The sequence below is a fragment of the Thermostichus sp. MS-CIW-38 genome (assembly GCF_054058415.1).
In genome coordinates this window covers 16,850-30,917 of the sequence record NZ_JBSSAH010000018.1, presented here as the reverse complement: position 1 = coordinate 30,917, position 14,068 = coordinate 16,850, and the positions used below count along the sequence as shown (strand labels likewise).

General features: G+C 57.2%; 15 protein-coding genes. 8 read left to right on the top strand and 7 right to left on the bottom strand.

What is annotated here, in order from left to right; genetic code table 11:
- Positions 1-11: 11 nt before the first annotated feature.
- From ACVWXZ_RS08010 to ACVWXZ_RS07995, 4 genes are all read right to left on the bottom strand, one after another.
- Positions 12-869: a phycobilisome rod-core linker polypeptide gene (locus ACVWXZ_RS08010; protein ID WP_414332161.1), complete on the bottom strand. Its 858-nt coding sequence runs from the start codon at positions 867-869 to the stop codon at positions 12-14.
- Between the two features lie 469 nt (positions 870-1,338).
- Complete coding sequence (locus tag ACVWXZ_RS08005; protein ID WP_011434281.1) at positions 1,339-1,821, bottom strand: globin family protein; 483 nt, start codon at positions 1,819-1,821, stop codon at positions 1,339-1,341.
- 193 nt (positions 1,822-2,014) lie between these two features.
- Positions 2,015-2,533, bottom strand: coding sequence for a globin family protein (locus tag ACVWXZ_RS08000; protein ID WP_011434282.1), 519 nt, complete (start codon positions 2,531-2,533; stop codon positions 2,015-2,017).
- Positions 2,534-2,769: 236 nt separating this feature from the next.
- Entirely contained in the window at positions 2,770-2,931 is a 162-nt protein-coding gene (locus ACVWXZ_RS07995) for a hypothetical protein (protein WP_187147243.1), read from the bottom strand.
- A gap of 238 nt (positions 2,932-3,169) precedes the next feature.
- Between ACVWXZ_RS07995 and ACVWXZ_RS07990 the strand changes: the two genes are divergently transcribed.
- From ACVWXZ_RS07990 to ACVWXZ_RS07960, 7 genes are all read left to right on the top strand, one after another.
- Positions 3,170-3,781 (top strand): chromophore lyase CpcT/CpeT, encoded by a 612-nt coding sequence (locus ACVWXZ_RS07990; RefSeq protein WP_457440114.1) that lies wholly within the window; start codon positions 3,170-3,172, stop codon positions 3,779-3,781.
- 310 nt (positions 3,782-4,091) lie between these two features.
- Complete coding sequence (locus tag ACVWXZ_RS07985; protein ID WP_457440112.1) at positions 4,092-5,069, top strand: hypothetical protein; 978 nt, start codon at positions 4,092-4,094, stop codon at positions 5,067-5,069.
- A gap of 64 nt (positions 5,070-5,133) precedes the next feature.
- A complete protein-coding gene (locus ACVWXZ_RS07980) occupies positions 5,134-5,610 on the top strand; it encodes a hypothetical protein (RefSeq protein ID WP_414374281.1) in 477 nt (158 codons plus the stop codon).
- Positions 5,611-5,842: 232 nt separating this feature from the next.
- Positions 5,843-7,915, top strand: coding sequence for an argonaute PAZ domain-containing protein (locus ACVWXZ_RS07975; protein ID WP_457482365.1), 2,073 nt, complete (start codon positions 5,843-5,845; stop codon positions 7,913-7,915).
- Between the two features lie 46 nt (positions 7,916-7,961).
- Positions 7,962-8,174 (top strand): hypothetical protein, encoded by a 213-nt coding sequence (locus ACVWXZ_RS07970; RefSeq protein WP_238376814.1) that lies wholly within the window; start codon positions 7,962-7,964, stop codon positions 8,172-8,174.
- 67 nt (positions 8,175-8,241) lie between these two features.
- A complete protein-coding gene (locus ACVWXZ_RS07965; protein ID WP_457482364.1) occupies positions 8,242-9,549 on the top strand; it encodes a hypothetical protein in 1,308 nt (435 codons plus the stop codon).
- Positions 9,550-9,556: 7 nt separating this feature from the next.
- On the top strand, positions 9,557-10,060 hold the full coding sequence (locus ACVWXZ_RS07960; protein ID WP_414383232.1) for a bis(5'-nucleosyl)-tetraphosphatase: 504 nt from the start codon (positions 9,557-9,559) through the stop codon (positions 10,058-10,060).
- 1 nt (position 10,061) lies between these two features.
- Here ACVWXZ_RS07960 and ACVWXZ_RS07955 read toward each other — a convergent pair whose 3' ends face one another.
- Positions 10,062-10,253 (bottom strand): hypothetical protein, encoded by a 192-nt coding sequence (locus ACVWXZ_RS07955; protein WP_457403893.1) that lies wholly within the window; start codon positions 10,251-10,253, stop codon positions 10,062-10,064.
- Positions 10,250-10,801 (bottom strand): hypothetical protein, encoded by a 552-nt coding sequence (locus ACVWXZ_RS07950; RefSeq protein ID WP_457482363.1) that lies wholly within the window; start codon positions 10,799-10,801, stop codon positions 10,250-10,252. The genes ACVWXZ_RS07955 and ACVWXZ_RS07950 overlap by 4 nt, the downstream gene beginning before the upstream one ends.
- Before the next feature lie 136 nt (positions 10,802-10,937).
- Between ACVWXZ_RS07950 and ACVWXZ_RS07945 the strand changes: the two genes are divergently transcribed.
- The gene (locus tag ACVWXZ_RS07945) at positions 10,938-11,915 is read left to right on the top strand and encodes an acetyl-CoA carboxylase carboxyltransferase subunit alpha (RefSeq protein ID WP_414399575.1); all 978 of its coding nucleotides are present in this window, start codon (positions 10,938-10,940) and stop codon (positions 11,913-11,915) included.
- 295 nt (positions 11,916-12,210) lie between these two features.
- On the opposite strand, the gene ACVWXZ_RS07940 is transcribed toward ACVWXZ_RS07945, so the two are convergent.
- Entirely contained in the window at positions 12,211-13,986 is a 1,776-nt protein-coding gene (locus ACVWXZ_RS07940) for a phospholipase D-like domain-containing protein (protein WP_457403892.1), read from the bottom strand.
- Positions 13,987-14,068: the final 82 nt, after the last annotated feature.

Sequence of the window (14,068 nt, the reverse complement as noted above, 5' to 3'; positions counted from 1 at the left end):
CCGAGAAGGGATTAAGCGCTGCGGACACTGACGATCTTGGCGCCCGATTTGAGCAACCGCTGCATTGTTGCCGACAGTTGATCGGCAGAGACGAAAATCTGCTGGTTGGATTTGCGCACTCGGCTGGAAGTGGCCAGCGCCGAAGGCGGATTCAGCAGCCGGGTCACTTCCACACAGAACATGCGATCCGACTGGCCCGTTGGCGGCCCCAGGTGTTTGGAAATGGGGCTGGGCGGCAGCAGCCCCCGCACCCCAATGCGGCGAATGGCCGGGGTAAACCCGGTGGCCAAAGGCATCATCAGACGGGGTCTGGGCCCTTGGGAGCGGTCGTTGTTGGCGTAGCCCCCGTAGAGGGCGAAGAGATTGGTAAAGTCGCGGGTGGAATGGGCCTTGCGGTATTCAAACCCACGCGGGTAGGGGACGATGTTGTCTCCAAAAGCTTCTAGGTATTCTGGGCTGTCGATGTAGGAATCGATCTCCGCGCTGTGGCCGCCAGATTGGTAGATGTCCAAATGGCGGGCGATGTCTTTGGGGCTGGTGGGAGCGCGTCCCAGCAGATGCTTGAAATTGAGCTCGATGGCCCGGGTTTGCGAGTTGGGGTAGAAAAACCGCTTTTTGTAGGCTTCGGACTTGGCGATCCATCGCACAAACTCCCGCACCGTCAGGCTGCCCTGGCGCAGCAGCGATTCCGCACTGGCTAGCTCCTTCCTATCGGCCCCAAACAAATGGTCGTTGCCCAGCACCTGACGGTAGATGGCCCGCAGCACCGCATTGAGCTGATCCTGGCTGGCGTTGGGGCGCAACTCCAGTGGGGTGGTCTCCGTAATGCCCCGGATCCCCATCCGGCTTGCCGCTGTGATTGCACTCATGCTAATTCCCCCGATTGAACTGAATGGACACAGATTGAGAACAAGCTTGCGTTTAGGGTCATTTCGATTCAAGCTAGGACATTGCACCCACACCTAAAGTGTTGGTTGCGTCGTCGCGTCGGCGTTGCGGAGCAATAATGCAGGGGGCCAAAAGGCTTTTCAAGGACTCCGTCCCGCTGGCGCGATCAATAGCCCAGGCGTCTCACCCTAGCCTGAAACGACTGTAGAAATCGAAAACTAAAATTAGAAATCAAAAATCGGCAGCCCCAAGCTGCAGAAGAGCAACAGTGGCGCCTTCCTATTGGGGAGACTGATCCGCAAACCCACGTGGTCAAACGTATCTCTCCGCAACGTAGCAGGCTCACCACCGTTGCCCTCAACAACCTTCCCTCGCCATCCCCCCTGGTTTATGGGATGAGCCAACTGGCTAGCCGGCGTCGCCCTTTTAGAGGGATCCCAAGCCAAGGGTTTAGCTGAGCGCGTTGATGGCGTAGTCGATGTAGGTGTTGGCCTCGGTGGCCGCTTGCCCGGTCAGGCCGTGGTTGGCTTTGATGTAGCGCAGGGCTTCGATGAACCAACTGGGGGAGAGCTCAAAAGCGGCGTTGATTTCGCGGATCCCGGCCAACTGATACTCGTCCAGAGGACCGGTGCCACCGGCTACCAAGCAGTAGGTGATGTAGCGCAGGTAGTGGCGCACGTCGCGGGCGCACTTGTCTTTGCCGGCTTGGGTGTGGCACTGCCCACCGGGTTGGGTGGTGTAGGGGAACTTGGCGTAAACGGCTTCGGTGGCACCGCGCACCAGCTCGTCGGCACGGCTGCTCAGAACTCGGGCGGCTTCCATGCTGGCGGCAGCCCGCTGAAAACGGCCATTGATGGCCTGCAATTCGCTGTTGCTCAGGTAGCGCCCTTGGCTGTCGGCAGTGGCGATGGCGTCAACAATTGGGGTTTGCATGATTCAAAACGCTCCTTTACTTAACTCAAGCTCAATGCAAAGAACAAGGCCAAAGCTGCAAAGTCTCAACTGCAAAATCGCTGCAAAAAAAGTTGCTTTTCTAGGGATCCCCTGCCAACCCGAGTTGTCTTAGATCCCAGAGAGGTCTTCACAACTGGATCCGGACACAACAGAAACTTCAGTCCACAAGGGATCAAACCACAGCGGCAGCAGCGCGATCGAAGTAGGATTCGATTTCGGCAATCAGAGCGCTGCAGTCCCCCCGGGTGATGCCGTTGGGGTCGTTTACCACCGCCACCGCAGCCTTTTTCATCTTTTGGATGCCGTTGGCCACCGAGCTACCGGGGGTGCCCAAGGCTTGATAGGTTTCCCGCAGGCCGTTCAAGCAGCGCTCGTTCAGCACACTGGCATCTCCGGCTGCCACGGCGTAGGTGATGTAGCGGAGAATAATGTCCATGTCCCGCATACAGGCGGCTACGTTACGACTGGGGTAGGCAGGGCCACCGGGAGCGTTCAAATTGGGCTCCTCGGCAAACAACTGACGGATGGCATCGGTCACGATCTTGGAGGCATTGCTGGTGAGGCGGTTCACAGCATCCAAACGCTTGTTCCCCTCAGCAATTACCTGCTGGAGAGCGGCAAACTCGTTCTCTCCCAAAAAAGCGCCTTTGGAGTCAGCTTGGGCAACAACTTTGCCAAATACATCGTTCATGGTTTTGAATCTCCCTAGCGAAAGTAAAAGAGGTTATGAATCCACATTCCCTGCAGCGGACAAGAGAGCACCTGCCGGCCAGGAATGCAACACCGCTTGGATCCCCAGTGCCGAGAGGTGCTGTTTAACTCACAGAACCGCCGACGGGATCAAAGCCGATAGAACCAAGATGAGCAAGCGAAGCTCGCTCCCAGATCCAGGCCTTCATCCAAGGGATCGGACTTGGACAAGAAGCCTCAGCCGCTGCTGGCAACCTCAACTGGCAGACGAGAAGAAGTTGGCTCGCCTTGTTTCCAGTCTTTTTCTACCGCGAAGGCAAGAAGCGATGAAATCAAAAAATGTAAATCGGCTTTACCTCGCGCAAAAAGGCTTAGATCGGTTTTCAATCTGTTTCCCATCTGGGATCCCGGCCAATGCTCCCTATCTTTCGTAGCGGCAGTTTTTTACAAAAGAGAACGTTTCTTGACCTAGCTTTACAATGTGAAGAAAGATGTCAGCCTCAATCGCGGCTTTGCGGCTTGGAAGGGAGCCATTTCAGTGTCAGAGCGAACATTCTCATAAAGGATACATAATTTAACACTTGATTCCCTAAGATTTTCGGTACACACCTTTTACAGAAGTTCTGGATGCCCGCTTATGCCTATTGGGTTGGATCGCACTCCTTCCCCAGAGCTGCTGCAGATGGCGCGTTGGCTTGCAGGAGACTTCAGCAACCAAGAGCAAGCCTGGGAAAATCCACCGTTTTTTGCCCAGATCCGGGTGGCCTACCGCCCCTTGCCGGCCCACGTTTTGGGCGGGATCGGCTTTTATGTGGAGCAAGCCTACAGTGGCCATTTGGAAGATCCCTATCGGCAGGCGGTGGTGGAATTGACTCAGGCAAGCGCTGGGATCCTGATTCGCAACTATCGCCCTTTGGAGCCGCAGCGGTGGCGGGGCTGTGCTCGGGAGAGGGCAGACCAACTGAGTCAACTGCAGGCTGCCGACCTAGCCTATCTAGAGGGGTGTGATGTGCAGGTGAAGAGGCAGGGATCCCTCTTTGTCGGCGTGACGGAGCCGGGGTGCCGGTGTTGCGTGGTGCGCAACGGCCAAACCACTTATCTGCAGACCACCTTGCACCTGAGCGAGAGCGAGTTTTGCAGCCATGACCGAGGGATGGATCCCATCACCCACCAGCAGGTTTGGGGAGCCCTGGCGGGCGCTTTTCGCTTCCAAAAAGTGGTCGATTGGCAGGCGGAGCTAATGCTGTAGGCTGCAGCCCATCCAGCCCCACAACTCCACAGTTGACAGCGCTATTGCGCACTCTCCCTCAGCCAGCTTTGTGTACACTGTCTTTGGCCGGGATCCAAATCCCCCAGGTTTGAGCGTGCTGTTTACCGGTTGCAACCGGGCTAGGCTCCTTTTAATTCAGTGTGGGTATTCAATGCAGGCGAGGTCGGGCCCAAAGGATGAGCCACGGTCTGGGTGGGCTTGGCACAGCCCTTGGGGAATGGCAATCGCCCTAGTTGGGATCTTGGCCTTGCTGCTGCTCGGTGCCGGCTGTTCTGGCCAGGGGGAATCTGTGGCTTCCCCCCCTGCGTTGATCCCTCTCCCACCTCAACCGGGAACCGAGTCGATTCCCATGCCGGTGCGTACCCTGGGCAACAGCCGCTTCAAGCTCCTGGGCCTGACAGTGGGGGTGGCCGGGAGCGGAGCTGAGGTGTTACTGGATACCGGCTCGGCAGGTTTGCGCATCATAGCGACAGCAGCAGGTCGCTTTGGCCTGGAGCGGACGGGGATCCCTTCCACCGTGACGTTTGGAGATGGCACGCAATTTATCGGCGTGTTGGCCCGCGCCCCCTTCAGCATAGGAGGGATCCCCAGTCGAGAGCCGGTAACAATTCAGTTGATCGACCGGATCACCTGTGTGGACGCCCTGGTGGCCAGTTGTTCAGAGAACTTGTTTGGAGAAGGGCGGCCCTTCGCCGGGATCCTAGGCACGTCCTTGGATGAGCGCAGCCCCAACCGGGAGCTGTTTAGCCCGCTCACCCGTCTTCCGGGCAATTTTCGCTCTGGGTACATGATCCAAACGGGGGGCTTCAACTCCACCCAGGGCCTGTTCACGGTTGGCCTAACGGCTGCCAACACCGCCGGCTTCAATTTCCGGCAGTTTCCCCAGGTGGGAAGCTTTCCCGATGGCACACCCATCTGGCGGGATGAGGCTTTGCAAGTGGCCTACAGCATTAGCAACACTTCCATTCAAAATGCCCTCAGCCCCACCGTTTTTGACAGTGGTTCTTCCGACATTTTTCTCAATGTCAGGCTGTTGGGGGCAGCTCCTTTCTCCACCTCGACCTTGCCCCCCGGCGCTGAATGGCGAGCTGTGCTGGAGGGGGCTTTTGACTACCGCATTCGGGTTGGCTTTCCCATTACGCCCAGTCGAGATCGGATTTTCGTCAACGGCAACCAGGGGGTGCAACTGTTGGGCATGCCGCTGTTTTTCAATATCGACGTTGCCTTCGATGTTGAGGGCGGGCGGATCGGCTTTCGCGTGCGTTGAGACAAAGTTGTTTTGAACCATCCCAAACGTTAACGTTGGGTTCAATTGCGGAGAAAAACTTGCCATGTTCGGTCGAGCCTTGAAAACCGGGAACAGCACGCCGCGCAGATGGCCTTGGGTTTGGGGACTGCTGTTGTTGTGTTGGTTGGGGCTAGGTGGGCCAGGGTGGGCCGTGAGCTTAGGGGATCCCTTGCCGGAGTGGGCTGAGTCTGTGCAGGTGGGACGACAGCGGCTGCGCGGGGTGGAGCAATACCGCGGCCAGGAACAAATCCGCGCCTATGGCAACGAAGCAGGACGGGTGTTTTGGATTCAAATCAACAGCAGCGCTGACTTGCCCCCGGATTACCGAGACTATTTGGGCGAATACCAACAATTTCTGGTAGAAGCTGTAGAAGTGGTGCCGTTGCGAGCCCGACGGCTGCGCTTCCGCCAGGGAAATCGCAGCGCCGAGTGGCAGGTGGTGGGCATGAGCGGTCGGTTTCAGGCGGAGGCGATCAGCAGAGATTTGGCTCCGCCAGGGTTGTTTGGAGATCCCTCGTGAAGAGCAGGAGAATTAGAGCTTATCCTAGAGATCCTAGAGAGAAACTTGAAACTAGAGTCTGCCAATGAATTTACTCCAGAAGAAAGTTGAGGTTACTCTTAATCGCTTCTTCGTCAAGGAGCTAACTCAAGAAGAGCTCACCTTCTATGAGTATAGTTGCAGGCCAAACCCTCTTCCAGATCTAGGAGAGGAGCAGAGGGCTCTCTCCAAGATTTGTAATCAGCTAGGTGTAATGGCTGTTCGTCTGGGAAATCGCATCATAACCCGAGAAAAAGTTCCGGCCAGTAAACTCAAAACAGAGGAATGGGAGTTGGAAGAGCTTGGTTCTAAGGCTCTAGATTGTACAGACCCTACAGAGAGACAGGCTCTAGAAACTTTCGAGCGCAAGAAACTAGATTGGAGTCTAAGATCTAAGTACAAAAGAACAGAGATTGAGCGATCAACAGGAGGAGGATTGATCTGGTGGGTTACGGGTCTGGAAGGAGTAGAACGGATTGAGGACTCGGAAGGAGTAAAACCACTTTGCGGAGATGGGTGGGAGGTTCACAGAGGAAGAGAGCTAGACGTTGTTATTAGACAAGATAAGAAGCTCTATCTAGAGATCGACATCCGATACCATTTCTACAGCCCATGGACGCTGCATGAGTGGCTGGAAAATTACCCAGATGTCTCAATTGAAATTGTACGAAACACATACAGGACAAAAAATAATAAATACCCAACTTGGGAGTATCGAGGCATTATTTCCAATCAGTCGCCAAGGGAAGTATGGTTAGCGGAGCTAAACACTAGCTTAGCGGATTATCATGTACAGAAGTACGGAGCAACTCCAGAAGAAGTTGATGGCTCTCTGGTGGTTCAAGTGGTCTCGAGAGAACGCAATTTCAGACAAAAGGCAGAGCCTATCCTTCATCTATCGCGGAGACTGTCGCCTGTTTTAACTTTGGAGATGCTAGCAAGTATAGAAGATCAAAGATGGACTGGCAAAAAAGTTAGCTCCTTGGTTAGCGAGCACATCAGAAAAAGTTTAGAAGAGAGATTGAAAGAGTCTAAAGAGACCGCAAAAACTATTATAGAAAATGTCTACAATATTTCTGACTTTCAGGCTGATCCCCTAAAAGCAGAAGGATACATTATGCCAAGGCCAAGGCTATTGGGGTTTGGTCATAGACAAGTCCAAAACCCCGCGAGAGTTAGGTACCAAGGATGTGCAAGAGTTGGCGAGACAAAGTTTGGACTTCTAAATCTTGACGATAATAAACGTGAGTATCCTACTGAGGTTCGCAAGTGCCTACTTGAAGTAGCTAAAAAGAGCGGAGCAAGAGTTGAAATAGACTTTTACGCAACCCGTCAAGATTTGCCTGAAGGCGACCTTGCTCAACAGAGGTTTTGGCAAAGCTGGGCCGACAAAGGGATCAAAACCGTTCTGGTTGTCATGCCCTTGTCGCCTAATGAGCACAAGCAAAAGATCCGCTTGCAAGCACTTCGAGCAGGAATAGCAACTCAGTTTATGATTCCTGGAGCTGACCCCTACAAAGCTCTAAATGTCGTACTAGGACTTCTGTGTAAAGCTGCGTGGCAACCCGTGTTGCTTGAACCCCTCGATCATCCTGAGTGCTCCGAGCTTACCATTGGTTTTGATGTGGGGACGAATCGAGAGCTTTACTACGGAACCTCTGCCTTCGCGGTACTGGCAAATGGTCAAAGCTTAGGCTGGGAGTTGCCCGATATACAAAGAGGAGAAACTTTTTCCGGCGAGGCAATTTATCAAACCGTGTCCAAGCTCGTCAATAGATTCTACAACAAATTTCATCGCTACCCTAGAAAGGTTCTTTTGATGAGGGATGGCTTAGTTCAAAGAGGCGAATTTGATAAAACAATTGAGGAACTAAGAAAAGAAAAGATTGCTGCGGATATTGTTGGAGTGCGCAAAAGTGGCACAGTCAGAATGGGAAGAGAGGAAAAAGGAAGCTATAGAGACGCTGCAATGGGCACTGTCATTTTTGACCATGAACGAAGGTCATTTATGCTCGTAACAAGCCAGCCCATTAAGAAGTCCTCGGTGCCAATTGGCAGCGCAAGACCGCTGCGAGTTGTCCATGAACACGGCAACACTCCTTTGGAAGTTCTGGCTATACAAACTTACCATCTCTCCCAGCTTCATCCCGCCAGTGGTTTTCAAGCCTGTAGGCTTCCTTGGGTATTGCACTTTGCCGACAAAAGCAGTAAAGAGTTCCAGCGCATTGGCAACAGCATTTTTAGTGTGCTGCAGAACATAAACCGAGAGAAGTTGATTGCCGTCTAGCCAAGGGAGGGGATCCCCACCTGCCGGCCTTGCTAGGATTGGGGGGGTGGTTGGTGTTGCGGCTATGGAGATGAATGAGGTCTGGAAGACCTTTCTGAGCAATCCTGTTCCGTTCTGTGGCGGTTTTCTCAGCGGCCTGCTGCGTTTGGATGTGAAGCAAGATCCGCTGCGCAGTTGGCTGGAGTCCCAGGGGCTGAGGGTGGAGGAGCCCCCGCCTTCCGGTCGCTCCGACGGCCCCCAATCCATTTCCATTGAATAGGCGTACATAGGCGTACTCAATCGGCGGGCAGAGAGTAGGGATCCCTTCCAAAGGGTTACTCACGGTCGTGGGAAGCGCTCCGATCCCGGCAGAAGCAGTGGCAAGAAGGGCAGCAAGAGCGGTGTTGCGAGGTGAGCTGATGTTCCCTGAACCCTCCCAATTTAGGAAGTGGCAGGGATCCCTTCGAGGCTGGGGCTATCTCGGCGGGGTGGTGTTCCTGGCAACGGGACTGGTCGGTCTGCCGTCAGGGGATCCAGCCGTGGCCCAATCGGCTCCCTCTTCTCTTGCCAGCCCTAAGCAGGATCCCCAAGCTTGGCTGGAGCGCTACAACGCCGCTCTAGAGCAATTGCCCCCTTTGCCCAACTTGCAATATCGCCAGCAGGTGCGGGTAGAGGGATCCCAAACCTTCACAGCCACGTTGGATGTGCTCTACCGCCGCGACGGCAGTTGGCAGGCTTGGGTAGCCGAAGGGGATCGCATCCGCCTCTTGGATTCGCGCCAATTGGAAGTGGTGAACCAGTCGGATCTGCTGCAGCTGTACTCGGTGTATGTGAGCCGACCGGAAGCCCTCTTGCCCTCGGTGAGCTTTTACTTGAAGGCGGATCCCAGCCGCTACCGCGTCCTCTCCTCAGAACGGGTGGATTTGGCTGGATCCCCTGTCCAGCACTTGCGCCTAGAGCCCATTCAGGAAGGCCAGTTGCGGGAGCTGTGGCTGGATCCGCAGTCGGGGCTGCCGCGGCAGGTGTTGCTGTTTTTGTCGGGGGTGTGGGGGCAGGCCTATGTCCTGATGGGGTTTACGGCGGTGCCAGCTCCCGAGGGAGGGGAGCGCTACTGGCTGCCGGAGAGCACCCGCATCAATTTGGGCTATGGCTTTTGGACCCTGGAGGGCCTGAACCGCCGCGTGTTCAGGGGATCCCTGTCCATCCAGCATGACTACCAGGACTACCGCATTTTGCCAGAAGGGACGCAGTTGCGCTTTTTGCCTTCGCAGCCGCCGGTGGATGCGCCGCCGGTGGTAGCCGGCCTGCCGGGGAGCGCTCCTCAAGCGGAGTTGGGAGATGTGCGGGCCTTGGGAGTGGATGAGCAGGGCAACCAGCAGTTCAGCATTGGCCTGGGCCGGCGCTCCAGCCCGGACAATTCCTTGGAAGACCGAATCGTTGCTTTCAACCTAACCCGACCCACCAGCCGCAACGCCCTGACCCAAATCGATACTTTAGCTCTTTTGCCTCTGGGGAATGGCCAGTTGCCCATCTATCTCTTCCAATTCGACACCGGTCGCCCCCTCTCGCCCCTGCAGGGGGTAGAGCGCCCGCAGGTGGATCCCAACGAGGTCTTCGCTCCTAAGCCGCCAGCCATCAAACTCTTTGGAGATTAGCTCCCCAATGCTGATAGATGCTGCCTATGGGGTGATCCCCATCCTGCCCCACCCACCCGCCCAGGAAGCTCCCAGACTGGGCTCTTCTCATTTGTATCTGCTCATCCAGCACCAGAAGGGGCATTGGGCTTTCCCAAAAGGGCACAAGGATAGCTCCGAAAGCGACCTGGAGGCGGCGCAGCGAGAATTGCGAGAGGAAACCGGCTTGACCGACTACCAGCTTCTGACCCTGCCCGGCCAGTCTGACCCTTTGACGCTGCAGGAAGCCTACACCTTTACGGATCCAGAGGGGAACCGAGTGGCCAAAACCGTTACCTACTACGTGGCCTTGCTGCCGCCCCAATTTCCTCCCCCTGAGCTACAGGTGCAACCAGAGGAGGTGGCCGCCTACCGCTGGTGCTCCTACCCCGAAGCCTTGGAGCAGATCAGTTTTGAAGAGAGTCGGCAACTGCTGCGCCGCTGCCAGGCTTATCTGCAAGAGCTGTGGGGAGGTCAGTCCACTGGAGTCTGACCTAGGGCAGGCCCGGCCCATCCGACTTGGCCAATACCTGGGAAACGCCCTCACTCGGCAGCCTGCGCCGCCTGACATCCTCCCAGTTGCAGCCCTCCCCAGCCGCTATGCAGCTCAGGCCCGCCAAAGGGGTATTGTGCAGTGGATCCCGCCAGTTGAAGGTCAGCTCCCCCTGTTGGTGTTCGACCCTCATCTCTGGCCTGCCTGTTCTTGAGAAGGGAGAAGGGGCAGTTGCAGCTCTGGATTCTCCACGCGGGTTAGCTCCCAGCGAAAGGGCTCCCCACCCCGTCGCTGCCAATTCAATTGGAAGGGTTGCTCCAAGGCGTTCACCTGATCTCGCGTCAGGTTGGCCAAGGGGCCGCCGGAGCCCTCGATAACAAACCAGAGGGTGGCCCGTCCTTGGCGACTGGGATCCCCTAGGTCGAGCTGCACCTGCAGCGCTTGGGGTTGGAGGCGCAAGCGAAAAAATTGGCCGAAGATCTCGCGGCTGTAGGCCAGCGCCCGCTGCTTGTTCAGGCCCCAACCATCGCTATAGGCCTCAGATACCAACATCTCCACCTGATCCCAGTTGCGCTGCTCCACCGCCCGCAGCAATCTCTGGGTGTGGGCCCGGATTTGCCGCTCGGGCCGCCCGTAGTGCCAAAAGGCGCCCCCTGCAATGGCCAGGACGACGGATCCCACCACCCCCCAGCGCAGCCAGGGGGGAAGGGGTGAAGGGGGAGAAGAGACAGAAGCAGACAAGGGATCCCTCTTGGGCAGTAGGGGGATTGCTCCCTCTAGCCTACGGGATCTACATGTGAGAAGATCAAAGCCTGACCCCGAAATCTGTGCAGCCTCTGCCGGTCACAGCACGCTCCCGAAATTTAGCCAACCGGTCATGACCAAGTCCACCGACCGCCTGCTGCTGGAGTTTGAGCAGCCTGTTGCCGCCCTGGAGCAACGAATTCAAGAAATTCGGGCCTTGGCAGAAGAAAACGACATCGATGCTTCTGAGCAGATTCGCCAATTGGAAGCCAAAGCCGAAGAGCTGCGCCGCGAGATCTTCAGCCAGCTCACGCCAGTAGAACGGCTCCAGGTGGCCCGTCACCCCCGCCGCCCCACCACCCTGGATTACGTACAGACCATCTGTGACGACTGGTTTGAGCTGCACGGGGATCGCCACGGCCAGGACGATCCAGCCATTGTGGGCGGGTTGGCCAAGCTGGGGGATCAGCCGGTGATGATCCTCGGCCACCAAAAGGGTCGCGACACCAAAGACAACATCCACCGCAACTTTGGGATGCCCAATCCTGCCGGCTACCGCAAAGCCCTGCGGCTAATGGAACATGCCCACCGCTTCGGCCTGCCCCTGCTCACCTTCATCGATACGCCGGGGGCTTACCCAGGCGTTAAGGCGGAAGCCGAGGGCCAAGGAGAGGCCATTGCCACCAACCTGCAGACCCTTTTCCGGCTGGAGATCCCCATCATCTGCACTGTCATCGGCGAAGGGGGATCGGGCGGAGCCTTGGCCATTGGGGTGGGCAACCGCATCCTGATGTTCGAGCACGCCGTCTACTCCGTGATCTCGCCGGAAGGCTGCGCGGCTATTCTCTGGAAGGATGCCAAGAAGGCTCCCCAAGCGGCGGCAGCCCTGCGCATTACCGCCCAAGACCTGCTGCAACTGGAGGTGATCGACGAGATCCTGCCAGAGCCGGTTGGCGGCGCCCACCGCGCGCCCTTGGAAGCTGCTCAAACCCTCAAAGAGGCTCTTCTCAGGCATCTCAAGGAACTTTCTAGCCTGAGCGGGCGAGAATTGCGCGAGGAGCGCTACCAAAAGTTTCGCCGCATGGGAGCGTTTCTGGAGCTTTCTGAATAGACTTATGCATCCCTGATTTATAGTCGTTTCAGATTAGGGTGAGACACCTGGGCCATTGATCGCGCCAGCGGGACGGAGTCCTTGAAAAGCCTTTTGGCCCCCTGCATTATTGCTCTGCAACGCTGATGCGACCAACATTTTAGGCGTGGGTGCAGTGTCCTGGTTTGAACTGAAATGACTATATTTGGGGTTTAATTTGGGGTTTATTCGAGGGGAGAGGCCCTTTAGGAGCTGCTCTGGGATGAACTTCCGAAAGCACTCCGCGCCCTCAACCTGACCAAGAGGGGGCTAACTCCTACCAGGTTACCCGATCCCGCAGTTGCTCAATCCGGGCTGGGCCAATGCCATTGACCCGTTGCAGATCCTCCAAAGAGGAGAAGGGGCGGGCCTCGATAATGCGCTGCGCCAGGGCGGGGCCAATGCCGGGCAACTGTTCCAGCTCCGCCGCCGTGGCCGTATTCAGGTTAACGCGAGGGGATCCCCCAGGAGACGCCACCGGAAAAGCAACCGACGGGGAAGGGGATCCCGCCTCAGGAGGAAGAACGACCTCGACTTCCAGCAGCTCCGGCTCCGGTTCAGGCAAGGAAGCGGCAACGGGGACGGGGTTGGGGCAGCGACGGGATCCCTCTTCTGCCTGTTGTTGCAGGCGGCGGCTGGGGCCAAAGCGGGCATCGGCAATGAGCCGGTCGAACTCCCGCACAAAGTGATCCACCACTCGGCTATTGCGGATGATCAGGAAGTTTTCGTCGTTGAGGTGGTTGGCCGAGACCGACCAGTTGTTGGATCCGGTGATCACCGTGGCCTGAGGAGTGCCGGGATCGATGATGGCAAACTTATGGTGCAGCTTATCGCCGGGGGCGAGGTTGGGTATGCCTACAGACTGGGCCGGCAGCGTCCAGGGCAGGCGCGCCGCCTCCACCTGGCACTTTTCGTCGGGGAGCAACAGCCCCCACATCTCCAGGGTGCGGCTGTAGTCGCGGAAGGCAAAGCCGGGATCGAACACCCCGCGGATCTCCACGTTACGCTCCTGGCGCAGTTGCCTGAGCTGGTTGGCAATGCCCGGATCCGTAAAGACGAACAGAGCCAGATCCACCTGTCGCCGGGCTTGGGCCAGGGCGGCGGCGATGATGCCGTTGGAGGTGGCTTCATAGGGCAAGGAGCGGCTGGCAGGAGAAAAGTGAACCCCCACAATGGCATCGCCAAGGTACACCGTTTCCAGGGGACGCTTGAGCTTCTGCACGCCGAAGCGGCTATCGGGCAGGCCGCCAGGACCATCGCCCCACATGAGATCGAATTCCTCGGTGTAGAGGCGGGCCAGCTCCGGGCTGTCCAGCAGCAGCAGATGGTTGGCATTGCCGACACTGCCAGGCGCATCAAAGTCCCCGTGAATATCAGAGAGCGTGAAATTGGCCGATCCGGTCAAGACTTTCTGCCCGTCGATCACCACAAATTTGTGGTGCATCAGGCCGCTGCCCTTGGAGCCATCGGCGGTATCATCCAGCCAGGGCACCTGGCCTCCATCCAGCAAGGCGTACACATCCCGCGTGGCGACCTCCTCAGCCGAAAACCGTCCATCGCGGTTCACATCCACCAGGTTGCGGTACTCCTCGAACTTGCGACGGCTGCGCTCGTCCAGCGCCCGCACTTCGGCAGGGGTGAGCTGGTGCCAGGCTCGCACGTAGGTGTTTTCAGTAATAAAACGCACAGGGATCCCCGCCTGCCGCCGCTCCACCAGAGCCTGGGCAATCAGGGGTAGGTTCAGCTCCTGCACGGCAATATCCACCGACTGCCGAGCGGAGCGAATCTGGGAAATGATCAACTCTTCCAGGTTGTAGCCGTAGCGGCGGATCTGGCGATAGGGATCCCGATAGGTGCTCTCGCGGCTTTGGTTGAACACCACCCGGATACGGGGGTGCTGCGGCAGAGGGGCCAGGGTGGGCAGCTCCGGCTCTTGGGGGTAGGGTCTGGGCCGAGGACCCACCCAGTAGCCGATCAAGACCAGAACGAGAAGCAGAGCAACCCAGGGCAGCCAGCGGCGGAGTTGCCGCAACCACGACGGGATCCCGTTCATGGCCTTTCTCCTCTCCAGCAATCACACCCCCAGGATACCGAACTTTATCGCAGCCACTTCTGCGCGAAGGCGATCCCTGCTC